This window comes from Rhodococcus sp. IEGM 1366, assembly GCF_033142425.1.
Taxonomy (GTDB): Bacteria; Actinomycetota; Actinomycetes; order Mycobacteriales; family Mycobacteriaceae; genus Rhodococcus_F; species Rhodococcus_F globerula.
On record NZ_JAWLRZ010000002.1, the window covers coordinates 684104 to 705846 of the forward strand.

A 21743-nucleotide genomic window follows, 5' to 3' on the forward strand; every position below is an offset into this window, starting at 1 on the left:
AGGAGGTCGCTGATATGAAGGTCACGTTCAAGTACAAGACCGGCGAAGGCCCGGTCACTCTCGACGTCGAGGATGGATTAACCCTCATGGAAGCCGCACGGCTGGAGGGCGTGGACGGAATTCTCGCCGATTGTGGAGGCGGTGCGATTTGCGGAACCTGCCACGTAGTCGTCGACAGCGTGTGGTTCGACAAGTGCGGACCGCTCGACGCAACCGAAGACGTGTTGCTGGGACTGAGCCCCGAACGTGAAGGGACCAGTCGCCTCGCCTGTCAGATAGAGGTTGTCGATGCAGTCGACGGAATATCCGTGACCGTTCCCGAAAGTCAAATCTGACACACGCCACCACTTACATTCGCACACAAAACTATTCAGGAGTTATCAAGATGACAAGCAAATCCAAGGTTCTCGTGTCGACAGTGCTCCCCTCCGATCTCCTCGCGCGCATCGAAGCCGAGTACGAGGTAGCGCAATTTCCGTCCTCACATGTGTTCACCGCCGACAGTATCGGCGACCACTCCGACATCGTCGGGTGGCTGACCACCGTGAAGCAGCCGGTGAACGCCGACATTCTTTCGCAACTCCCTTCTCTGACAACGGTATCGAACTACGCCGTCGGCTATGACAATGTCGAGGTGGGGGAAGCGACAGAGCGTGGGGTCCAGATCTGCAACACTCCCGGCGTACTCGACAACGCGGTGGCCGAAGTCGCGGTGGGTGCGATACTCAGCTCCGTCCGCGGACTCTCTCGCGCTGAGCGCTTTGTGCGGGCCGGGGAATGGGCGGGCGGCAACGCGTTTCCTCTGACCACCGACGTACACGGCAAGGTCCTCGGAATCCTGGGCATGGGCCGCATCGGCAAGCGCATCGCCCCGGTGGCGCAGGCCCTCGGAATGACTGTGCTGTACCACAACCGTACTCCCATCGCCGGGGTCGTCCCAGGCGACGCCACTCATGTCAGCCGTAGCGAACTCCTCGAACGGTCCGACGTCGTGCTGCTGCTGGTGCCGTTGACGGAGGAGACCAAGGGCTTTATCGGGGCGGACGACTTTGCGGCGATGAAGGACACTGCGTTTTTCGTGAACCCCGCGCGCGGTGCATTGGTGGATGAGGACGCACTGATCGCTGCACTGCAAACCGGCGTCATCGCCGGCGCCGCACTCGATGTCATGACCATCGAACCGCTCCCTGCTTCGAGCCCGCTGATGGAACTCGACAACGTCGTGCTGCTTCCGCATATCGGCAGCGCAACCGTCGAGACCCGTCGTGCCATGGCCGACTTGGCTGTCGACAACCTGCTCGACTCACTTGCCGGCTCCCAGCCGCGTGGGGCTGTCAACAACCCGTCGGTGGGAGCTCCGGCATGAGTCCGTCGGAGGTCCCGCCGCGCCCGCCCGGCACTGGATTCGATCGCGATCTGACTCACTATGGTGATGTCGGCTTCGCGTCCTACCTGCGACGCACCTTCACCAAGTCGATGGGCTACACCGAGGACAGCCTGAGTCGACCGACGATCGGAATCGTTACCTCCGAAAGCGGTTTCAACAATTGCCATCGGCAGATGCCGGAGTTGGTGGAGGCCGTCAAACGTGGCGTCATGCTTGCCGGTGGACTACCTATCGCCTTTCCGACGATCTCGCTCGGTGAGGCCTTCCTCTACCCGACGTCGATGAAGTTCCGAAACCTCATGGCGATGGACGTCGAGGAGATGGTGCGGGCGCAACCAGTCGACTCTGTCGTCCTGGTCGGTGGCTGTGACAAGACGGTTCCCGCCCAGCTCATGGGTGCGTTCTCGGCGGCCAAGCCGGCGATCCAGTTGGTCACCGGTCCGATGATGACCGGTAGTTACCAGGGCGAGCGTCTGGGTGCGTGCACCGACTGCAGGCGGTTCTGGGGGCGCTACCGTTCCGGGGAGGTCACTCAACCGCAGATCAATGCGGTCGAGGGTCGTCTGGCCACGACGGCGGGAACATGTGCCGTGATGGGGACTGCAAGCACAATGGCATGCATTGCCGAGGCGCTGGGCATCTCGATTCCCGGATCGGCAGCAATTCCGAACGTGCATGCAGACAGGCTGCGTGCGGGTGAGCACAGTGGCGCGCTCGCAGTCGATTTGGCGCGGACGGGTGTCGCACCCAGCGAGATCGTCACGAAAGACTCGGTAGTCAACGCGCTTCGGGTGTTGTTGGCGATCGGTGGGTCCACGAACGCGGTGATCCACCTGACGGCGATGTCCCGCAGGCTCGGACTCTCGTTCAGCGACGAGGAGTTCAACAGTCTCAGTGACTCGACGCCGGTACTGGTCGACCTCAAGCCCTCCGGCGAGCACTACATGGAGGACTTCCACAATGCCGGCGGCGTGCCGGCAGTGTTCCGGGAACTCGGCGATCTGATGAATCTGGATTGCACCTTGGTCACAGGACAAACGTGGAGACAGGTACTCGACGACTGGGATGATTGGCGCGACGAATCGGTGGTTCACTCACTAGCCCAACCGGTCTCGCCCGTAGGAGGAATCGTTGCGCTCTCGGGAAACCTGGCTCCGCGCGGTGCGATTCTCAAGCGCTCGGCTGCCAGTGAGGAACTCTTCGAGTCGGAGGGGCGTGCGGTGGTGTTCGAATCGCTCGACGATCTGGCCAATCGCATAGACTCTCCGGACCTTGATGTGGAACCCGACGACTTCCTGGTACTCAAGAACGCCGGACCGGTGGCCGCTGCGATGCCCGAGGCTGGGTACATTCCGATTCCGAAAGTGCTCGCCGAACGCGGTGTCAAGGACATGGTGCGGATGTCCGATGCCCGAATGAGCGGCACTGCGTACGGAACGATCGTGTTGCACATTGCGCCCGAAGCAGCAGCGGGTGGCCCTCTCGCCCTCGTACGGAACGGTGACCGGATACGTTTGTCGGTCCGATCGAAATCATTGGATCTTCTCGTGGCCGACGATGAACTGGACCGTCGTCGTCGTGCGTGGACACCTAGCGAGCAGGAACCGGACCGCGGATACTCGTTGCTGTACCGCGAGCACGTGACCCAGGCGGACCAGGGGTGCGACTTTGACTTCTGCATCCCCTCGGACGTTGGGGGCCCGGCGTGAACTCACCGCCTCGCATCGTCGTCGGCATCTCAGGCGCTTCCGGTGCTGTTCTCGGTATCCGAGCCCTAGAGGTGTTGCGCGAGCATGGTATCGAAACGCACCTGGTGATTTCAAAGAGTGGACGAGCGACAATCGCTCAGGAAACCGATTACTCCATCGCTGACGTGACAAGTTTGGCAACGAAGTCGTACTCGGATAATGATGTGGGCGCGGCAATTTCGAGCGGTTCCTTTCGGATCGACGGCATGCTTGTCGCACCATGCAGTGTCAAGACTCTCTCAGGAATCGCGAACTCGTATGACGAGAACCTTCTTGTACGGGCCGCGGACGTCACGATGAAGGAACGGCGACGTCTGGTACTCCTATTGCGTGAAACACCGCTGCACGCCGGTCACATTCGACTCATGGCGCAGGCCACCGAGTCCGGAGCAATCGTGATGCCACCGATGCCTGCTTTCTACACTCGCCCGCAGACGGTTCAGGACATCATCGACCATTGCGTTTACCGGGCGCTCGATCTTCTCGGCGTACACGTCGAGAAGATCGAAAGATGGAGTGGTTGGAAGAGCTTCGATCATCGAGATCCGATGCTGCCCAGGCTCGGAGGTTGAATCCTGTGGCTTGGTTGTCTCTACGCGTTGCAAAGGAAGAATGATGACGGATCTAGTAGGCCGGGTCGTAATTGTGACCGGTGGAGCTGTGCACCTCGGGAAAACTTATGCGTGTGCCTTGGCCGATCGAGGCGCGAGCGTTGTCGTCGCAGATCTGTCGGGCGCAGCATTAGTAGCAGAATCGATTCGCGGGAAAGATGGCCGCGCGATAGGCGTCGACATCGACCTGCGAGACCCCTCGAGTCTGGAAGCGATGGTGGCAAAGGCCCACGACGAATTCGGTGCCGTCCACGCACTGGTGAACAACGCCGGACACTTCCGAAACATCTTCAGAGGGCCGTTCGAGGACATCCCCGAAAGTGACTGGGATGCCTGCTTCGACATCAACGTCAAGGGCACCTGGAATGCGATCCGAGCAGTTGTGCCCGGGTTCAGGAAGACAGGCGGCGGACGGATCGTCAATGTCTCGTCGTCGACCGCATTCAAGGGACTCGGCAACGTAGTTCATTACGCCGCAGCAAAAGCCGCCATCGTGGGGATGACTCGGTCGTTGGCCCGCGAGCTAGGGCCCGACAGCATCTGTGTCAATGCAATTGCCCCTGACTATGTACCTGATGACGATCTTCACACTCGCAGCCCGGCCGCACGAGGACGTGCAGTGCAGGGACGCTGCTTACAACGCGATCAGACCGCTGATGATCTTGTCGGTGCTGTCACCTTCTTGGTGAGCGAGGATTCCGCATTCGTCACCGGCCAGACGATTCACGTCAACGGCGGCTCCTACTTCGGTTGATCAGTAGTACTTCCGGTGATCCTCAGCATTTTTCATTTCCCGCGTCCGTGGAGGCGCATTTCCAAAGGAGTATCGCAGTGATGAACTTCGCGCATATCGACGGCGTCGTCGTCAGTACTGATCATTGGATTAACGGCGAACGGATATCGTCGAGCCGCCGTTTCGACGACCATTCACCCACCGACGGTGGTTTGCTCGCGCAGATATCCCGCGGAACGCAAACAGAGGCGGATCTAGCTCTCGAAGCCGCAGCCAAGGCGTTTCCCGAGTGGGCGGCCACGCCGGTTTCCGAGCGGGCGAAGATCCTGCAGCGCATGCACGACCTTATTGTTGAACGCGCAGACGATTTCGCTCGCGTCGAATCCGCCGATCAAGGTGGACTGCTCAGCTATTACCTAGGGGAGCGAGGCATCCGGCGGTCGGCATCGAATTATTCCGCCTTTGCCGAAATGCTTTTAGAGCGAACCGATTCAACCTTTGTCGACAGTACTTTCCACAATCAGGTCAGCCTTTCGGGTGCCGGTCCCGTCGTCCTGATCAACCCATGGAACGGGCCGCTTCTGCTCGAGTCATGGAAAATCGCGCCGGCGCTCGCGAGCGGGTGCTCTATAGTGCTCAAGCCTTCGGAATGGACGCCGCTGACGGCTTCGATGCTTGCCGACGTCTCGGCGGAAGCCGGACTTCCTCCCGGTGTCCTCAACATCGTTCAGGGTTTCGGTGAGGAGATCGGTGCGCTCCTCGTCAGCGATCCACGGGTCCGCCGGATCAGTTTCACCGGGTCGGCGGCTACGGCCCGCGCCATCGCCGCGGCTGCCGCACCGAACCTGACCCCCTGCTCGTTTGAACTCGGAGGTAAGTCACCGCTTCTGGTTTTCGAGGATGCCGATCTCGACATCGCCGTACAGACCGCCAAACGCCAATACTCGAACGCCGGCCAGGTGTGCCTGATCGGGAGCCGGCTCCTGATCGCGGAGCAGGTGTACGAAGAATTTCTCGACCGCTTCGTGCGCGCGATGGAAGGTTTCGTGGTCGGTGATCCGCGTGATCCGACAACCGATGTCGGCCCGCTCATCCATCACGAGCAGTTCGAACGGGTGGACGGGTTCGTCCAACGGGCGAAGGCGGACGGTGCCCGCCCGGTCTTCGGTGGTGGACCACTTCGAGACGACGGCAGTCTCTACTATCAGCCGACACTGCTCGTCGATATGGAGGATGGATCGGAGATCGTTACGGAAGAGGTGTTCGGTCCGGTTCTCACCGCCCAATCTTTCGCATCCGAAGATGAGGCGATCAGGATGGCGAATGCGACCCGCTACGGACTTACCGCGACCCTGTTCACCAGCGACGAGCAACGAGCTGAACGCGTGGCAAAGCAACTTGATGCCGGAACTGTGTGGGTGAATTGCTTCTGGGTGCGTGATCTTCGGGCCCCCTTCGGTGGCACGGGCGAATCCGGTATCGGGCGCGAGGGCGGTGAGTGGAGCTTCGACTTCTACTCCGAGGTAAAGAACACGGTGACTGTGAAATGACTATCGAAGCAGCAACTTCCACCGGAACCGCACCGGAATCACCTACGCGGAACTACAGTGGCGCTGATCGGCTCATCGATGCCGCCGGTGCCCACGGCGTCGAGTTATGCCTGGCGAACCCGGGAACTACGGAGATGGGACTGGTCGCGGCGCTCGACCGCGAAACGGCGCTGCGCACGTGCCTCGTTCTGTTCGAAGGCGTGGCGACCGGCGCTGCCGACGGTTACGCGCGGATCACCGGCAAACCGGCGATGACCATCCTGCACCTCGGCCCCGGCTTGGCGTACGGATTGCCGAACATGCATAACGCTCACCGTGCTCGCAGTCCTATGCTCACTGTGGTCGGCGATCACACCACCGACCATCTACCGTTCGATTCACCGCTCACCACTGATATCGAGATGCTCGCTCGCCCGATGTCCGGGTGGGTCGGTCGCAGTCGGTCTGCAGAAACGAGCGATCAGAGTGTTGTGGACGGCATACGTGCGGCGATACAGCACCGCGACGTGGCGACGTTGATCGTGCCGTCGGATCACCAGACGGACGTTACACAGCGAATCAGTGTGGAGGATCTGAACGGGTATCGAGGGTGGCAGGCTCATCCGTGCTCACGTCCTGCGGACAGCGCGGTAGAGGCAGTTGCTACGAGCCTACGAGCGAATGATGCGCGGCCGGTGTTTCTCATTGGCGGGGATGCGATCGAAACTCGCTGCCGCACAATACTTGATCGGATCTGTCGACGAACTGGTGGCCGCGCATTCACCGGAACGACGGCAGCGCGACTTGATCGAGGTGGAGACCGTCCTGAGTTCGGCCGGTTGCCGTACTTCCCCGAAGATGCGGTTGCGGCGTTATCGAGCGCTGCCCCGCTGGTGTTGGTCGGTACCAAGTCACCGGTCGCGTTTTTCGGGTACCGGGAACATCCGAGTTCTCTTGCCGAAGGCGTTGCAACACTGACGTTGTCGACCGACGAGGAGGACTCGTACGCCGCACTTGTTGCGCTGGACGAAGAATTGTCCGGCCTCCCGGTGGGTGCTTCGACGGCCACCGTCCGTGTGGGTGGCCAAACTGCCGCGCTCTCGGATGAGCAGGGCCTGGACGGATGGACCATCGGTTCTGTGGCGGCTGAGACGATGCCGGAGGATGCCATTGTTTCAATCGAAGGTGGCACTGTCGGGCACAGCTTTTTCGCAGCATCGCAGAACGGGCCGCGTCACAGTGTTCTTACCAACACCGGTGGTGCAATCGGACAGGGACTACCTGTAGCTTTTGGTGCGTCGTTGGCGGCACCACGACGTCGCGTCGTCGCGATTCAGTCCGATGGCAGTGCCCAGTACACGGTTCAGACACTGTGGTCGATGGCCCGCGAAGGTACTGATATCACCGTCGTCTTGGTGTCGAACCGAAAGTACGGAATCCTTAACACCGAGCTGCAGCGCCTCGGTCACACCAGTGGCGACTTGGCGAACTCTCTGACTTCGCTTACCAATCCGAGTCTGGACTGGTGTGCGACCGCTCGTGGCTACGGAGTGCCGTCCTCTCAGGTGCACTCGGTAGGAGAGTTGCGGGCGGCGTTGCGCCGGGCACATGCGGTCCCTGGACCCACGCTCGTGGAAGCGGTAGTCGGGTAATGCAGGGATCGGGATGCATGATCGGGTAATACAGCTGTGATGGCTTAAAGCGCATTTTTTGTGAACAAACGACGGCGCCCCACGCAACGGTAGGCGCGCTGGATCCCGGGGAGTCGGCGGACTACCCCCGGGCGGCCATTGCCTGCTTGGCTGCCTCGACCAGGTGCTCCGCCGCGCGGTTCATCTTCTTCAACTCCGCAGAGGTCAGGTCCTGGTGCGTGTAGGCCGCTTTGTTCTTCAAGTTCAGCAGTGTGTTCAGATGCCGTTCGGATCCACTGTCGGCACGTTTGAGTAGGGCAATGGCCTCGCTGTGGTTGCCGGTGTTCGAGTGCACACCTAGGCGCACGCAGCAGAGTACGTCCGAGGCGGCGATACCCGCGTCGACGTACAAGTCCCCGGCGGCGTTGGGCATCTCCTCTCCGCGATGGTCAGCGGCGTCGAAGAACTCGTTCGCTTTGGACATGCGGCCCGCGGTGACAACGGAGTTGCAGTCGCGTTGTCCCGCCATCAGGATCTCTTCGCAGCGGGGAGCAGTTGCGCGTTGAACCAGCTCAGTGTTCCCGCTACGGTCAGGCCCTGCTTCGCCACGTCACGGAGCAGGGGTTCGCCGGCGGCGGCCGCGGCACGGAGTTCGTCTTCGGCGTACTCGACGACGCGGCCGTCGTTGCCGGTCCACGCCGTGACCAGTCGGGCGAGTTCGATTACCTGTTCCTCCCATGCATCGTCCCCGTCGTTGCCGGCGTCAGCGGCGCGTACCAGGAACAGATCGATGTCGCTGTCGAGCTTCATGCGCCCGGTCGCTGCCGATCCGAACACTGCGGCGTATCGCAGCGTCTTGTGCCACCCGTCCAGGTGCTTTTCGAGGCGCTTGAGGAAGGTGGAGTTCAGCTGTGCAAGCGCCATAATGGGCTCGGCCGCGAGATGCTCGGTGTTGAGGCGGTAGGTGTTGGTCCTACCTACCTGATCGCGGCGCACCACACCCTGCGCGACGAGGCGGGTGAGGACCTTGCGGATGCCTTCGCCCGACCCCGTGGCGAGGATGCGCTGGACCTGGCTGATCGTGAACGTGACCTCCGCGCTCGCCAAGACAGCAAGCACGTCGCCGTCCAGGGTCGGTGTTACCGTGGCGAACGGCCTGTTCAGCTGCATGGCAGGCACCTCCTAATTCCAACTAAAGTTTGACTATAGCAACTATAGTTGGAGTAGTGCGAGGTAGTCCGGACCGTCAGGGCTGAGAGCCACAGAATGGACCTGAGCAATTCTGTCGACGTGCTTGCCGGCTTCTGTGTTCGAGCCTTGTGAGCAGATGCTGTGTGGGCCAATATTGTTGGGAGCGTGGCTGTGACGGCGTCCATCGTAATGTGTGTTCCGTCCGTCATCGGTGGAGTCGATTTGCGGTCATTCTTTCTGCGTACACGCCCCTTGTGGCGGTGGCGCCGTCCACGGTGATCACTGATCCATCGGGGTTGTTCAGTGTTGAATCTCGGAGTTCGAGTTGGCTTCGATCTGGACACCGATAGCGCTGATCTCGCCGTCAGTGGTGAGTTCGTCGGCGTAGATTCCGCCGTCAATGGATGCAGAATTTAGGGCGAGTACTCGCTTTCCCGGATTGTGCAGGGCAGCACCTTCGAGGTCGAAGGATCCGTCGAGTTATGCTCGGACGGAAGATATTTCACCGTGCGTGAATCGGTATCTGCGTCGGCCCTCCTGCGGCAAGTATGTCGAGGGTCGTGAAAATGCGCGCTGGCTCGGAGAACGGAACTGACCAGCAGTTGATCAAGGGCCCTGCCTGCGGGTGGCAGTCCCGGCCTTGGGGCCGTGAAGTCTGATCGCCTCCCGAAAATCTCAAACGTCATGGCGGGCAACTGCACAATCAAGTCAACGACATTCAGGCCGTTGCCGCGGTCGCCTCCTTCGACGTTATGCTTCGGCGGCCCAACGTCCGAGCGCGACGATTGCCCCGCGCAGGGCAATCCCGCGATCGGTGAGCGCGTAGGCCCGGGTGTTGTGCCGGAGGGGCAGGCGGGTCAGTACGCCGGCTGCTTCGAGCTCGCGAAGGCGTGTCGCGAGGATGTTCGTGTGCACTCCGAGGTCGCGTTGCAGGTCGCCGTAGCGTTGCGGCCCGTCGAGCAGTCGCTCCACGATGAGTAGGGCCCACCGTGCTCCGATGATGTCGAGTGCGGCGGCGAGGTCGCTCACGCAGGCGGTTCTATGTCCGTCTTCATCCAGAACGGCGAGTAGTGATAGCCGTCGGGGTCGTCGAACTGGCTCTGGTACATGAAGGAGTAGTCGTCTGTGTCACCGATGCGCCCACCGGCGGCGCCGGCGCGGTCGACGAGCTCGTCGACCGCCTCGTGGCTGCCGAGGTCGAACGCAACCGTGATCTTCGAGGGGGTCTGAGGTCCGCCGATGAGCTCCTCGACGCCGCCGACGCGTACATGTCGCGGCTGCCGAGCATGACGTACCGAGATGGAGCAGGGCAGGGGCGTGCCACGGGTTTAACCCGTTTGGGCAGACGCAGTGCAGGCGCACATGTTGATGCGAGTCCCCGATGCGATATCTCGTTCTTCGAGATGGCGCGTCTGGTCGTTCAGTTGCGGGACGAGTATGTCGTAATCAGCTGAACCGACCGAGAGGACATGATGGACCTGAGTGTGGAGCAATTTCGACTCGATGGGCGCACTGCTTTGGTGACCGGATCGGGCCGAGGGGTGGGAGAGGGTATCGCCCGCGTTCTCGGGGCCTGCGGAGCAACAGTCATAGTGAACGATTTACACGCCGACAGGGCTCAGTCGGTCGCCGATGCCATCATCGGCAGCGGAGGATCGGCATTTTCGTCGGTGTTTGACGTGACAGACGCCGCCGCGGTGGAGCAGGCGATAACTGCGCTGGCCGACGACGTGGCTTCCGTCGATATTCTTGTTCACAATGCGGGCATCCCTGACATTGGCGCACGCCCGAATCAATTTGTCGACATGCCGGAGGCGGATTGGCAGCGGCAGATCGACCTCAACCTGTCCGCAATGATGCGAGTCGTCCAGGCGGTGCTCCCTGGTCAACTCGCGAACGAGTGGGGCCGCATCATTCAGATATCCTCGGGTGCATCAACGCGAGGTCTTTCCATCGGGGTCTCCGCGTACGGTGCCGCCAAGGCAGGTTCGGAAGCGTTGATTCGACACCTCAGTGTCGAGTGTGGTTCGCGCGGAGTAACTGCGAATGCGTTGGCGTTGGGGATGATGGAGGGGCTCGGTGATGTTGACGACCCTGCGCTGGAGAGGATGATCCGTCAGATTCCGATCGGCAGGCTCGGTCGTGGCGCCGATGTCGGTGCAGCGATCCTCTGGCTTTGCAGCGAGGCAGGGGGCCTGGTCAACGGGCAGGTTATTCATCTTAACGGTGGAACGGTATTTGGACGTTAAACGCACCGTCCGTTCGTTAGGCGAAGTAGTGCACGTCACGTCGCCGGCCGTAGCGCGCCGGACCTGTTCGGCAGCAACAAGTCCGGTCGCTTCTTTCATGACGTAATCGGCGTTGGGACAGCGGCGACGATTTCATTGTGAACCTATGTCGTCCGAACTTCGAGTCCTCTGCGCTGGGTGTAGTTTACGGCGTTGTGCAGCTCGAGAAAGCTGGGAGTGAACTGCAAGACGCATAGGGCCACTTTGGGGTCTGCACTGCGGCGTACGAGCTGATGCTCAGTTCTTCGGTATGCCCGTGGAGCTCGAGGGACTCGATACCGCGTGGTGGGCCGAGCCGTCATGTTCAGGAGGGTGCGTCTTTCACCGCCGGGACATGTAAGAAGTCATCGAGGCTCACAGTATCGACAGGCGAACTGGGGTCGGCAGCCCGCAAAGGGAAGCGCCGCCAATCCGGCGACCTCATATGTCGTCAGTCATGGCTTGCGCGACGACGAAGTGCTCGGGTTACGGCGCCATCGTTTCGCCGTGAAACGGAACGAAATATCTACCCTGCCAATGAAATGAAGGAGAGCGAGATGCCAAGACGGTTCGAAGGCAAGCGTGCAATCGTCACTGAATCCAGCCGAGGAATCGGGGCGGGTGTTGCCGAACGTCTGGCAGCGGAGGGTGCCGACGTGGTTCTCACGGCCCGCACGCTCAACCCAGGCGGGCAGCTTCCTGGCAGTTTGGAGCAAACCGCGGAGCGGATCAGGAAGTACGGGACCACAGTCGAGATCGTAGTTGCGGATCTTACCGATGAGGAGCAGCGGAATCAGGTTGTGGTGCAGGCTGTGGAGAAGCTTGGTGGGACTATCGACATCCTGGTCAATAATGCCGCCGCAGCGATCTATCAACCTTTATCCGGATATCCACTGCGTCGAAGGCGACTCGTTTTCGAGGCAAACGTCCACGCCCCGCTCGATTTGATGCAAGATGTGGCACCGGCGATGATCGCGTCCGGAGGCGGATGGATCGTCAACATCTCGAGCGGAACCACCAAGCCTTGGCAGGGGCCACCATTCACCGTGATCGAACCGGGTACCTCGATGAGTGTGTACGGTGCCTCGAAGGCTGCCTTGAACAGGATCAGCAATGGAATGGGGGTCGAACTCTACGGCCGGGGCGTTCGCGTCAACACGATCGAGCCCCGGGCAGCGGTGCTCAGCGAAGGCGCGGCCGCACTTGTCGGCGATACTATTCGTCCTGATCATGTGGAATCGATGGAAGAGATGGTGGAAGCTGTTGTTGCGCTATGCGACTGCTCACCCAACATTACCGCGCAAAGCTATGTCAGCCTCGATCTGATCGACGAATGGGCTCTGGCCGTTTACGGATTGGACGGACTGCCCATGATGGCGGAGCAGTCGGAATGAACCTTGAGTTCCCTCAGAGACGATGTAATTCCGACGCCGGGGAAGGGCGTGTTGGTTCGGAACTGCTCAGGTTCGCTTCCGAAGCTGTCCGAAATCTCAGCTGCCACAGCCGGAAATGGGTCCTGCCGAGGACTTATAGACGTCGAAGTATGACGGGTTGTAGCGAGAGTAGATGTCGATCAGTACGTACACGTGAAACCACACGCCCTTAGTGGGCCCGCGGAGTTTGGTGATGTTCCATGTCCAGACCTGTGAGGATCCGTCTGCGAGGAGTTCTGGGACCGCGTTCGGTGGATGTGTCGCTGTTCGTCGGCGTTCGCGGTTTTGTCCGGCCGCGGCAGCGATGCGATACATGCTCGACAGCGAACACTGATAGTTTCCCTCGTCGAGTCCGGGCCCATATCTGACATATAGCCGGGTCAGCGTTCTTGCCGCTGTTACCGACGGTCAGAACCTGGGACCGCTCGAACGCGGTGAGAGCCTGGCCGTTTTCTCCGTCGGGGGTGAGGCGGCCGATGCGGTCGGTGTTCATCTCGGTGAACCACATTGCATCATCCGGAACGGCACAGATTCCGAACGGACCGCTGCCCGAAGGTAATTCGAATTCCGTCACTACGCCATCGGTGGTTGCGCGCCCGATGTGGTCGTCACCGGAGCGGGTGAACCACACTGCGTCGTCGACGCCTGAGGTGATGATGGTCGGTCGGCATCCAGCCGGGCCGGCGGGCCATCGGTCGATCACACCGTCGACGGTCAAGCGAGCGATTTCCCCGCTGTGGGCCAGGGTGAGCCGCAGTGCACGGTCCGAGCCTGTGGTAATTCCGTAGGGGCCGGCTCCGGTGTCGGTCACCGAGATCTCCTGGACGATGGTGTCGTCGGTGTGGTGCGTCATAGCGTCAGGCCTTCCTAGCTTGGTCATTCGACGTCGGTGTGCGTCTGGCGCACCAGATCGATAATGATCGTGGCAAGCTCGGCGGGCCGGGTCATGGGCACGTTGTGTCCAGCATCGATTTCGATAAGCCGTCGACCTTGGCTCGACTGGACCACCGAACGCACTTCGTCGGCGCGGCGTGCGTAGAAGCCGTCTGAAGGAAGAACGATCGTCATCGGGCACTCGATCGGCTCGTACACATCCACACTCGGATACACGACTGCGTCGGGGTCTGGGGCCGTGGTCATCGTGATCTCTTCGACCGTCGGGCGCCGCAGGTACTGACCGTCCGCGCACGAGGTGAAGCAGCGGCGTATGACCTGGCGCATTAACTCTGGTCGGGCGCCGGCGTTGAACCCATCGGTGTCGGTTTCCCGCGCGCATTGCTCGACGTAGTCGAGCATGTCGTGTCGGTCGACGCGCCATCCGTAGAGATATATCTCCCGCAACCGTTGGGCCGCTTCAGGTTTGTGCCAGTGCGCGTTGTCGTGTATCGCCGTTGCCCGATCCTCGAGCACCACACCATCGATCACGGCTATCGCTGCAGGGGTGACGATGCCGGCCGCCGTCGCCGCAGATACGGCGTACCCGCCCGTGGAGTGCCCCACCAGGATCGGCCGCTCCCAACCCAGACTTGCTGCCACGTCAGCGAGATCACGCCAGTACTGCTCAGCCGTTCGAGAACCGGCTTCGGAGTACCCGTGACCGCGAAGATCGAAGGCCACCGCATGGCAGTGCGTTCCCAGGTGCGACGCCACATCTGCCCACGCAGCGCAGTTGTGACCAGTGCCGTGGACCAAAAGCACCCCCGGGCCCTCACCCCCGAAGTCGATTCCCGAAAGAATGCCGCCGGTCACATCTGCCCTGATTTCTCGCCCCCACACAGGCGAAACTGTGCCCGACCCACCCGCAACCACGCAACCCTATTTGCGGAGCCACCACAGGGAAGAGGCGTGGCCGGGGTCTATCTTTAGCTCCTCTGTCAAGCGGCAGCAGTTTCGACGCCCGCAGTGAGGTCGGTTCGTAGGGCCGCGTAGACGACGTCGGAGAGCCGCCGGTTGAGCACACGCAATGCCTCCATGCCGCTGTCACCGCCGGCCTTGCGGCGTTCAATCATCTGTTTTGCTGGTTCGTGCCAGTGCGCCTGGGTCAGCGCGAGCCGGTGCAGGGCCGCGTTGAGTTGGCGATTCCCGGTACGGCTGAGCCGGTGGCGCGCCCTGTTGGAGGACCAGACCGGCATCGGCGCGGTGCCGTTATGACGGGCGTAGGCGTCCTTGGATCGGAACCGATCGACCCCGGCGGTCTCACCAAGGATCTTGGCCGCAGTTATGGCTCCGCAGCCAGGGATCGCGATCAAAGACGGCGCCATATCGGCTACCAACGTAGTGATTTCCGCGGTCAGCTCGTTGATCTGCTTGGTCAGTGCGCGGCACCGATCGAGCAGACCGCGGGCAAGTGGCACAACAGTTCCCGTAAACGGGTCCAGGTGTGCCGAAACCTTGTCCAGGATGGCAAGTCAATCCAACGATCGAGCCTTCGGCTCCCAGGACGGGTCTAGTTCATGTAGATACCAGCGCAATCTATTGATCGCCTGAGTACGTTCTGCAACAAGGGATTCACGGTGATCGCCGAGTGACCTGTGAACGACGGTTGAAAACTGGTTCTGGCTCACTTTCCGTGATGGCTTGCCTCGCGCCGCGTGTCGTTCCGGCAGGAGTGTAAATCGGCGGGAGATGATCGTTCTGGTGTTCTGAGAACTGTTGTGATCTGCGTGTCCTTCTTCCGTATCTGTCAGGGGTCGACATTGATTCGGTCGATGTGACCGCGGGTGGCGTCCGTATTCGGGCGTCGCCGTTGCCTGTTTCGGCGAGCTGTCCGACGTGCGGTGTTTTGTCGAAGCGGGTGCACAGTCGGTACGAACGGATAATTGCAGATGCGGCCATCGCTGGACGACCGAGTTACATTGCCGCGCAAGTGCGTCGATTTCTGTGCTCGAACACCGGCTGTGACCGACGCACATTTGTCGAGCAGGTCGACGGACTGACCAATGCCTACGCACGGACCACTCGGCTGCTGCGCGAAATCCTGGAAAAGATCGCACTGGCGTTGGCGCGGCAAGCTGGATCGAGGTTGGCGTTTGCGCTGGGAGTTTCCGTCGGACGTTCCACCCTGTTGCGCCTGGTCCGAGCACTACCTGACCTCCGACAAAGAGTGGTCCCTGTGCTCGGTATCGACGATTTCGCGCTGCGGAGACGGCATCGGTATGGGACTGTTCTGGTCGATACGGATACTCACCGCCGATGTCGATGTTCTCCCGGACCGCAAAGCCAGCACCGTCGCCGAATGGCTCGCCGTTCATCCGGGCACCGAGGTGATCTCCCCGTGATCGTGCCGGCGTGTATGGAAGAAGCCGCCTGTGTTGGGGCGCCGGAGGCGATCGAGGTCGCCGACCGCTGGCATCTGTGGCTGGGCCTCGCGGAGGCAGTGGAGAAAACGGTTGCAGCGCATCATCATTGACTGAAAAAGGAGCCCGATATTGAGCCTGACCCCTCGATCGAACGCACCCCATCGGAACAACGGAGGCAGACCGCCGACCAGGTTCACGTCACCCGTCAGGAGAGTTCGATACTCGCCGTCGCCGCGAAACTCCGATTCGAGGCGGTCGCGACTCTCGAGAACGAAAGCATGGGAATCAGATCGATCGCCCGGCAGGTTGGGTTGGCGCGGGAAACTGTGCGTCGTTTCTACTATGCGAGCAGTGTCGATGAATTGTTGGGGGCGCCCCGGGCCGGCAAGCCCACTATGCCCGGCGTGTTCGCCGTCCACTTGCATGAGCGTTTTGGGCGACTGATGCACCTCCGCTGCTGCACTGTACGAAGAACTTGAAGCATTGGGATATCGCGGCAGCTACAGCTCGGTCCGCGACTACTCGAGACCGCTTCGTTCCATCGGCGCTGCGCCGGCCGGAAAGCAGATACCGAAGGTCCGGCGGATTACCTCATCGATGCTACGACACCGAAGACAGCCTCACCGACGACGGGCAGATCGGGCGGGGGCAGGTTCTTGCCAGCCGTCCACCCCTCGAGGCCACCGCAGGGTATGTCACGTCGTTTGCGGAGATGCTCACCGAACGCCTTGGGAAACAATTGAACTCGTGGATGGCTGTCGTCTCGGCTGATGATCACCCCGCACGTGTATCGCTTCGCCTCAGGGCCCGACACCGATCACGCAGCGGTCAGGAACGGGCTGACGCTGCCGTACAGTTCTGGAGCGGTCGAAGAGCATGTCAATCGGATCAAGATGCTCAAACGGCAAATGTACGGACGCGCCGGATTCGACCTGCTCCGCAAGCGAATACTCCTCAGCAACTGACACATTCAGAATCGATCACGGAAAGTGAGCCAGAACCAGGTTTCGACCGTCGTTCATATCGAGCAGCAGCGTGAACTCCTGGAACCGGTCCACTTTCTGCCTTGCTGACAGCGCACAGCACGCGTTAGTGTCCGGCTGTGATTCTCAATACGACACTTCGAGCCGCAGTCGTGACGGCTGCGCTGGTTCTCGGGTCCGCGACGTTGATCGCTCCCGCCGTCGGCGCGGCACCTGCGGCGTCGGCGTGTGTACCCCTTGCGACACCTGAGTTCGACGGCACACTCGCCGCCCTGACGGACCCCACCGGTATCGACACCTTCGAGCAGGCTCGAGATCGCATCGCCGCCCTGCGTGGCGAACTCACCCACTCCGACGACTATCGGGGCACCTTCCCGTTGGCGTTCGACGAGATCCTGAGTCTCGTCGGCCCGAGTATCGATTCGGGGGTGTACGACGATCCGGTGTGGGCCGGCGATCTTGCCGTGGAGGTGGTCCGGTTGTACCTGACCGACCTGCACAAGTTCGTCAACGGCGGGACTCCGTCACCACACTGGGCCGCTGCGCTGGCGCTCACCGAGGATTGCGACCGTAGTCCCGGACGGGTTGTCACGGGCGCCATCTTTGCGCACCTGATCATCGATTTCCCCAAAGCGCTGGTCAACATCGGCACCACCGCGGACAACACCAAGGATTTCTACACCTTCGGCGGTGCGTTGGTGGACGCGACACCCGGGATCGTCTCTGGCTTCGAGAAGACCTACGGCACCGACCTCGAGGGGTTGTTCACGGGCTGGTTCGTCGGCGACATCTTCGGCGATGAGTTGGCCACCACGTTGATGTTCCAGTCGGTACGGACTGTGGCGTTGGTCAACAGCTTCGGTTTGCAGAATCCTGCGACCCACGACGCCACGGTCGGTGAGATGAACCTGCTGCTGGGTACGGCCAACCTAGCTCTGGATGGACTCGAGGTGACCGGCCTCATCTGATCGCCGAACTCCGCGCCTACTGGGGCGTGTGTCGTTGGCCGGGTGCCGGAGCATCATCGACGTGCCGGGCCGGTTCTTCGCTCCGTGAGACGTTGCCGCCGCGGACCCGGATTATCGGAGTGGACCGGATTGCCGTCGTCTCCGTGGCGCTCATGTCGGCCGGCGTGCGGCACGTCGGGATCGATATTGTCGGCGTGTTCGAACTCGGCCTGTAGTTCCTCACGTGAGGACGCTGCGACACCATGATGAGTCTGGGGCTTCGTGCGACAGGCGCTTGGTCTCGGACACCGATGCTCTCCAGTGAGAATTGGGGTGAGGCATCGAGATTCAGATAGCGATCGAAATGTCAACGGCATCTGAATCTCGGTTCTGGCCCACTTTCCGTGATCGATTTTGAATACTTCAGCCGCTGAGGAGTCGGTGGGGTGCGTGTCGTCGTGCTTGCAGCTGAACGAATGACGCGTTGCAGCCGAGAATGAGGGAATGAGCCTGAGCGTGTGTACTGATGTAGCAGCCGCCGACTGGATAGTCGGACTGGAAAAGCGGTGGCCGCAACTCACTGTGATGGGTCCGCCCGGTTTTCCTGCATACGCGAGGCTCCGGTTCCTGCCAGATCCCGCCTTCGAAGGCCAGAACGAAAGCGCTGCAAACTACCCGGAAGACGCCCTCCCCGAAGACGAGCAGCTAGCCGTTGTGCTGGAAATATTGTCCCGCTATACCTCCGCGCCCGCTGACTGCTACTTCTGTGTGTGGGAAGGCTGGGGAATAAGCGTCGTCGGCAATGATGTTCCGACGGTGAAGCTCCCCACCCGCAGTTACTTGCTGTTCCATGGTGCACCAACGGATTGCGGCGACTGGGGCCCCGATGTCCAGTTCGACCCGCGGGGCCCTGATGCCGCTGATCCGGCGTTCGTATGGCCTGCGGATCACGCGTGGTGCGTCACACACGATGTCGATCCGCATTTCGCAATGATCGCCGGCCCCGCAGAAGCGATCGAACTTATCATCGCGGATTCTCGGATCGACGCGGTAATTCATGATCCCGAGGTAAACCCTCCTTTCTACTCCTGAGGTAAACCCTTCTTTCTACTACGGAATATCGAATTTCTTCGGATCGGCGGTGAGCTCGGATCATGAATGAGGATGCGGTATATCGCGGCATCTACACTCCCAACCTTGTCAGTCAAGGCCCAGTCGATACATCGGACAGGACCTTCGATCACTGGTCACTGGCGTTCACTTCAGGGCTTTTCAAGGGTGTCTCCAGCAGTGAAGCAGAAAGATACCTCGAAGTTCTGAGCGCAACTTTGGCCGGGGGATCCTTGACTGTGGTCGTCAGAATATTTCGCAGTCAGGGATCCGCTCGCGTTTCCTTCGAGTTCGCCCTCGATGCCCTACGTTCTTACTTCCAGCCGAACGATCCGGAAACCGTTGCGCTGATCTGCATCGGAACCATGATCGAAACGTGGCCACGAAGCGGCATCTCCGACGACTTGAACGAAGACCTCGGCCTGACTGTTCGGGTTCCGCCCCGTAATCCTTGACGCATGCATCTCGCCAAGATCCCCTACTGGGTATCGGCGATAGACGGGGCACTGCAAATCGTCCGGCATGTCGATGGTCAAAACGTACGCCGAATCCCGCAGAAATGATTTGAGAGCATTGCGCAGGCTCGCACCATGAAGAGTTCCGGGGCCTCGATGAGCGAGATCGCCGAAGCTCACGGTGTCAGCTGATCAACCGTGTACCGGCATCTCAACGCGCCTAACGGTCACCCTCGTGCCAAATAATTCGGTGAAAAACGTGCCAAATAATTCCGGTAATCACAGTCGATTTCGCTCCGGAACCATTTCTACCGCCGGATGGTCCTCGGCTGACGATCCGAACTTGCGTCTCCGGTCACACGGTGGCGTCTCAGCTTTCCATGTCTCGCCAACGAACGATTGATGGACACGGTGGCTTCGATAGGAATACCCGATCAATTCTCGGACTCGAGGTTCAGCAGTCAGTCAGGGAACGACTCAGTGATGATGCTTCCGCCGTGTGCGCAGTCGTCTTCTGAAAATGCAGTCATCCCGGCATCCGGCGCAACGTCTTCATCTCATTACGACCACCACCAGTCTCGCCGGCAGTAGTCGCTGTCGACGTGCCGCACCCAAGTACCGCAGTTAGGCCTCCGCCAGCGACCATTGGTGCATGACGAGAGACCTAACTGGGCCTGTCACTTGCTGTCGACGTGCCCGATCGGGTCGGCGCTGTCGGTGAATGCGGCGCGGGCGGCGGGCCAGCTGGTCTCATCGACGCGGAGAGCGCTGCGAAGGTAGGCGGTGCTCATCCGCTGGATGACGGCGACCCGTTCCGGACTCTCGTCCGTGGTTTCGGCGACTTCGTATCCCACGATTCCGCCAAGCGAGTGCTCGGCACCGTGGAGGGTGAGAAGGTCGGTGGCGCCGGGGCTGTGTGTGTAGGCGTCGGTGAACCAGTCGGGGCCGCGGCTCGACATCTTGGACTGGTCGTGGTCGCCGGCGACGACGAGTGTGGGCGTGGTCAGCTCCTGGAACGAGGGGCGCATGAATGGGAAGTTCGCCTTCGCGAACGGATGCAGGTCGTCGCCGCCGACGCCGGTTGCTGCGAACAGGATGCCCGCGGTGACGCGGCTGTCGGACATGTCCTCGCCGACTTGGCCTGCTTCGTCGAAGATCCGAGCGCCGAGGAGTGACTGCGCTGTCTGTCCGCCCCAGGAGTGACCGGTGGCGGCGACGCGGCTGCGGTCGATGCGGCCGGCAAGCCCGGGGACGGCGGCCTCGATGGTGTCGAGCTGGTCGAGGATGCGGGTGAGATCCGTGATCCGCTCGGTCCAGATGGTCGGGAACACCGGGTGGTCGAACCCGAAACCGTTCCGGCGCGAGTCGAGGTGGGTGGGCTGGATCACGACGAACCCGCGGGAGGCCCAGAACGCGGTGAGCGGCGCGTAGCCGTCGAGGTTCCACCCGTTGCCGTGGGAGAACACCACGATCGGCAGGTTCGTGCCGGTCGCCGGGGCGGACACCCGAACTTCCAGCGGTACCGGCCGGTCGGGGGCGGACAGTTCGGTCGCTGCAACGGAGACGACCGGAGTGCCGGCGCCGACAATGCCGTTCAGTGTGTTGATCATTGATGAGGTCATGGCAAGTTCCTTGCTGCGGGTGCGCTCTGCGATACTGGTTATCGGAGCGGCGTTCCGTAACATTACGGAACAGTGTTCCGTAATGCAAGTACACCCGATCGAATGCTGAGGACAGGCATATGGCTGACACCGAGAGCGACCAGTCGCGCGTTGCGCGGCCCCAGCAGGTGGGCCGTCCGCGTCGAAGCCAGCAGGCACTCCTTGACGCAGCGGCGGCGGTGTTCGTGACGTCCGGGGTCGACGCCCCGGTGCGGGAGATCGCAGCGAAAGCCGGCGTCGGTGTGGGGACGATCTACCGTCACTTTCCGACCCGTCCGGAGCTCGTGGTGGCGGTGTACCGACACCAGGTCGAGGCATGCGCAGAAGCCGGCCCGCGACTACTCGCGGAGAGCGCGACGCCCGAGGCGGCCTTGCGGGCATGGGTGGATTTGTTCGTCGATTTCCTTGTCACCAAACACGGGCTCGCTGGCGCGCTCCACGGAGACAGCGCCGGGTCCGACGCTCTGCACACCTACTTCGTTGGCCGTCTCGTGCCGGTGTGTAGCGATCTCCTCGAGGCAGCACTCGAGTCCGTTGACACTGCTCCGCCGGTCGATGCGTACAACGTGCTCAAAGGCATCGGTAACCTCTGCATCGGTGCCGCAAGCGACGCCCAATACGAGGCCACCATTCTCGTGCAACTACTTATTTCGGGCGTGCTTAGCCGAGGACTACGCTGACCCGGACCCATCGCACCCTCATGCGGAGCACGACAGGAAGCGCCGCGAAAATCACGCCACTTACTGCTGTGATTCACA

Annotated in this window: 23 protein-coding genes and 1 pseudogene; 17 read left to right on the forward strand and 7 right to left on the reverse strand. The window is 61.3% G+C overall.

What is annotated here, in order from left to right; translation table 11 throughout:
- The first annotated feature begins 14 nt into the window (after window positions 1–14).
- From R4P64_RS09050 to R4P64_RS09080, 7 genes are all read left to right on the forward strand, one after another.
- Window positions 15–335, forward strand: a complete 321-nt coding sequence (locus tag R4P64_RS09050) for a 2Fe-2S iron-sulfur cluster-binding protein (RefSeq protein WP_317543769.1) — start codon at window positions 15–17, stop codon at window positions 333–335.
- Window positions 336–385: 50 nt separating this feature from the next.
- Window positions 386–1366 carry a D-glycerate dehydrogenase gene (locus R4P64_RS09055; protein WP_317820373.1) on the forward strand — a complete coding sequence of 327 codons (981 nt, stop codon included), beginning with the start codon at window positions 386–388 and terminating at the stop codon, window positions 1364–1366.
- A complete protein-coding gene (locus R4P64_RS09060; protein ID WP_317820375.1) occupies window positions 1363–3096 on the forward strand; it encodes a dihydroxy-acid dehydratase in 1734 nt (577 codons plus the stop codon). The genes R4P64_RS09055 and R4P64_RS09060 overlap by 4 nt, the downstream gene beginning before the upstream one ends.
- Window positions 3093–3707 (forward strand): UbiX family flavin prenyltransferase, encoded by a 615-nt coding sequence (locus R4P64_RS09065; RefSeq protein WP_317543774.1) that lies wholly within the window; start codon window positions 3093–3095, stop codon window positions 3705–3707. Before R4P64_RS09060 ends, R4P64_RS09065 begins: the two co-directional genes overlap by 4 nt.
- Window positions 3708–3750: 43 nt before the next feature.
- Window positions 3751–4500 carry an SDR family NAD(P)-dependent oxidoreductase gene (locus R4P64_RS09070; protein ID WP_317820380.1) on the forward strand — a complete coding sequence of 250 codons (750 nt, stop codon included), beginning with the start codon at window positions 3751–3753 and terminating at the stop codon, window positions 4498–4500.
- An 80-nt stretch (window positions 4501–4580) separates the two neighbouring features.
- A complete protein-coding gene (locus R4P64_RS09075) occupies window positions 4581–6029 on the forward strand; it encodes an aldehyde dehydrogenase (protein ID WP_317820381.1) in 1449 nt (482 codons plus the stop codon).
- Entirely contained in the window at window positions 6026–7660 is a 1635-nt protein-coding gene (locus tag R4P64_RS09080; protein WP_317820383.1) for an acetolactate synthase large subunit, read from the forward strand. Before R4P64_RS09075 ends, R4P64_RS09080 begins: the two co-directional genes overlap by 4 nt.
- Window positions 7661–7781: 121 nt before the next feature.
- Here the strand turns inward: R4P64_RS09080 and R4P64_RS09085 are convergent, their stop codons facing one another.
- The 3 genes from R4P64_RS09085 to R4P64_RS09095 all read right to left on the reverse strand — a co-directional run bounded on the left by R4P64_RS09085 (window position 7782) and on the right by R4P64_RS09095 (window position 9859).
- On the reverse strand, window positions 7782–8168 hold the full coding sequence (locus tag R4P64_RS09085) for a hypothetical protein (RefSeq protein WP_317820385.1): 387 nt from the start codon (window positions 8166–8168) through the stop codon (window positions 7782–7784).
- Window positions 8168–8809: a nucleotidyltransferase domain-containing protein gene (locus tag R4P64_RS09090; RefSeq protein WP_317820387.1), complete on the reverse strand. Its 642-nt coding sequence runs from the start codon at window positions 8807–8809 to the stop codon at window positions 8168–8170. Before R4P64_RS09090 ends, R4P64_RS09085 begins: the two co-directional genes overlap by 1 nt.
- Window positions 8810–9580: 771 nt before the next feature.
- Window positions 9581–9859: a helix-turn-helix domain-containing protein gene (locus R4P64_RS09095; protein ID WP_317820388.1), complete on the reverse strand. Its 279-nt coding sequence runs from the start codon at window positions 9857–9859 to the stop codon at window positions 9581–9583.
- Between the two features lie 41 nt (window positions 9860–9900).
- Between R4P64_RS09095 and R4P64_RS09100 the strand changes: the two genes are divergently transcribed.
- From R4P64_RS09100 to R4P64_RS09110, 3 genes are all read left to right on the forward strand, one after another.
- On the forward strand, window positions 9901–10284 hold the full coding sequence (locus R4P64_RS09100; protein WP_317820389.1) for a hypothetical protein: 384 nt from the start codon (window positions 9901–9903) through the stop codon (window positions 10282–10284).
- Window positions 10285–10299: 15 nt separating this feature from the next.
- Window positions 10300–11079, forward strand: a complete 780-nt coding sequence (locus R4P64_RS09105; RefSeq protein WP_317820391.1) for an SDR family NAD(P)-dependent oxidoreductase — start codon at window positions 10300–10302, stop codon at window positions 11077–11079.
- Window positions 11080–11654: 575 nt separating this feature from the next.
- Window positions 11655–12491 (forward strand): SDR family oxidoreductase, encoded by an 837-nt coding sequence (locus tag R4P64_RS09110; protein WP_317820393.1) that lies wholly within the window; start codon window positions 11655–11657, stop codon window positions 12489–12491.
- Between the two features lie 208 nt (window positions 12492–12699).
- On the opposite strand, the gene R4P64_RS09115 is transcribed toward R4P64_RS09110, so the two are convergent.
- The 3 genes from R4P64_RS09115 to R4P64_RS09125 all read right to left on the reverse strand — a co-directional run bounded on the left by R4P64_RS09115 (window position 12700) and on the right by R4P64_RS09125 (window position 14884).
- Window positions 12700–13410, reverse strand: a complete 711-nt coding sequence (locus tag R4P64_RS09115) for a hypothetical protein (protein ID WP_317820395.1) — start codon at window positions 13408–13410, stop codon at window positions 12700–12702.
- Window positions 13407–14306: an alpha/beta hydrolase gene (locus R4P64_RS09120; protein ID WP_317820397.1), complete on the reverse strand. Its 900-nt coding sequence runs from the start codon at window positions 14304–14306 to the stop codon at window positions 13407–13409. The genes R4P64_RS09115 and R4P64_RS09120 overlap by 4 nt, the downstream gene beginning before the upstream one ends.
- Window positions 14307–14404: 98 nt before the next feature.
- The gene (locus R4P64_RS09125; protein ID WP_317543798.1) at window positions 14405–14884 is read right to left on the reverse strand and encodes a transposase; all 480 of its coding nucleotides are present in this window, start codon (window positions 14882–14884) and stop codon (window positions 14405–14407) included.
- Window positions 14885–15240: 356 nt separating this feature from the next.
- On the opposite strand from R4P64_RS09125, the pseudogene R4P64_RS09130 reads away from it, so the two are divergent.
- The 6 genes and pseudogenes from R4P64_RS09130 to R4P64_RS09155 all read left to right on the forward strand — a co-directional run.
- Window positions 15241–15408, forward strand: a pseudogene (locus tag R4P64_RS09130) (transposase family protein); the annotation flags it as partial.
- A 61-nt stretch (window positions 15409–15469) separates the two neighbouring features.
- Window positions 15470–15808, forward strand: coding sequence for a hypothetical protein (locus tag R4P64_RS09135; protein ID WP_317820556.1), 339 nt, complete (start codon window positions 15470–15472; stop codon window positions 15806–15808).
- A gap of 791 nt (window positions 15809–16599) precedes the next feature.
- Entirely contained in the window at window positions 16600–16794 is a 195-nt protein-coding gene (locus R4P64_RS09140; RefSeq protein ID WP_317543980.1) for a hypothetical protein, read from the forward strand.
- A gap of 137 nt (window positions 16795–16931) precedes the next feature.
- Window positions 16932–17780 carry a DUF5995 family protein gene (locus tag R4P64_RS09145; protein ID WP_317820399.1) on the forward strand — a complete coding sequence of 283 codons (849 nt, stop codon included), beginning with the start codon at window positions 16932–16934 and terminating at the stop codon, window positions 17778–17780.
- 495 nt (window positions 17781–18275) lie between these two features.
- The gene (locus R4P64_RS09150) at window positions 18276–18851 is read left to right on the forward strand and encodes a hypothetical protein (protein WP_317820400.1); all 576 of its coding nucleotides are present in this window, start codon (window positions 18276–18278) and stop codon (window positions 18849–18851) included.
- Window positions 18852–18913: 62 nt separating this feature from the next.
- Window positions 18914–19324, forward strand: a complete 411-nt coding sequence (locus R4P64_RS09155) for a hypothetical protein (protein WP_317543804.1) — start codon at window positions 18914–18916, stop codon at window positions 19322–19324.
- Window positions 19325–20001: 677 nt separating this feature from the next.
- Here the strand turns inward: R4P64_RS09155 and R4P64_RS09160 are convergent.
- Window positions 20002–21009: an alpha/beta hydrolase family protein gene (locus R4P64_RS09160; RefSeq protein ID WP_317820402.1), complete on the reverse strand. Its 1008-nt coding sequence runs from the start codon at window positions 21007–21009 to the stop codon at window positions 20002–20004.
- Between the two features lie 56 nt (window positions 21010–21065).
- Here R4P64_RS09160 and R4P64_RS09165 point away from each other — a divergent pair, with 56 nt between their 5' ends.
- A complete protein-coding gene (locus R4P64_RS09165; RefSeq protein ID WP_317820404.1) occupies window positions 21066–21665 on the forward strand; it encodes a TetR/AcrR family transcriptional regulator in 600 nt (199 codons plus the stop codon).
- The last annotated feature ends 78 nt before the right edge of the window (window positions 21666–21743 follow it).

What these genes read in the sequence shown, in the direction of transcription:
- R4P64_RS09050 (WP_317543769.1), top strand. Translation starts at nt 15, where the DNA reads ATGAAGGTCACGTTCAAGTACAAGACCGGCGAAGGCCCGGTCACTCTC.
- R4P64_RS09055 (WP_317820373.1), top strand. Translation starts at nt 386, where the DNA reads ATGACAAGCAAATCCAAGGTTCTCGTGTCGACAGTGCTCCCCTCCGAT.
- R4P64_RS09060 (WP_317820375.1), top strand. Translation starts at nt 1,363, where the DNA reads ATGAGTCCGTCGGAGGTCCCGCCGCGCCCGCCCGGCACTGGATTCGAT.
- R4P64_RS09070 (WP_317820380.1), top strand. Translation starts at nt 3,751, where the DNA reads ATGACGGATCTAGTAGGCCGGGTCGTAATTGTGACCGGTGGAGCTGTG.
- R4P64_RS09075 (WP_317820381.1), top strand. Translation starts at nt 4,581, where the DNA reads ATGAACTTCGCGCATATCGACGGCGTCGTCGTCAGTACTGATCATTGG.
- R4P64_RS09080 (WP_317820383.1), top strand. Translation starts at nt 6,026, where the DNA reads ATGACTATCGAAGCAGCAACTTCCACCGGAACCGCACCGGAATCACCT.
- R4P64_RS09085 (WP_317820385.1), bottom strand. Translation starts at nt 8,168, where the DNA reads ATGGCGGGACAACGCGACTGCAACTCCGTTGTCACCGCGGGCCGCATG.
- R4P64_RS09090 (WP_317820387.1), bottom strand. Translation starts at nt 8,809, where the DNA reads ATGCAGCTGAACAGGCCGTTCGCCACGGTAACACCGACCCTGGACGGC.
- R4P64_RS09105 (WP_317820391.1), top strand. Translation starts at nt 10,300, where the DNA reads ATGATGGACCTGAGTGTGGAGCAATTTCGACTCGATGGGCGCACTGCT.
- R4P64_RS09110 (WP_317820393.1), top strand. Translation starts at nt 11,655, where the DNA reads ATGCCAAGACGGTTCGAAGGCAAGCGTGCAATCGTCACTGAATCCAGC.
- R4P64_RS09115 (WP_317820395.1), bottom strand. Translation starts at nt 13,410, where the DNA reads ATGACCAAGCTAGGAAGGCCTGACGCTATGACGCACCACACCGACGAC.
- R4P64_RS09135 (WP_317820556.1), top strand. Translation starts at nt 15,470, where the DNA reads ATGCCTACGCACGGACCACTCGGCTGCTGCGCGAAATCCTGGAAAAGA.
- R4P64_RS09140 (WP_317543980.1), top strand. Translation starts at nt 16,600, where the DNA reads ATGATCACCCCGCACGTGTATCGCTTCGCCTCAGGGCCCGACACCGAT.
- R4P64_RS09155 (WP_317543804.1), top strand. Translation starts at nt 18,914, where the DNA reads ATGAATGAGGATGCGGTATATCGCGGCATCTACACTCCCAACCTTGTC.
- R4P64_RS09160 (WP_317820402.1), bottom strand. Translation starts at nt 21,009, where the DNA reads ATGTTACGGAACGCCGCTCCGATAACCAGTATCGCAGAGCGCACCCGC.
- R4P64_RS09165 (WP_317820404.1), top strand. Translation starts at nt 21,066, where the DNA reads ATGGCTGACACCGAGAGCGACCAGTCGCGCGTTGCGCGGCCCCAGCAG.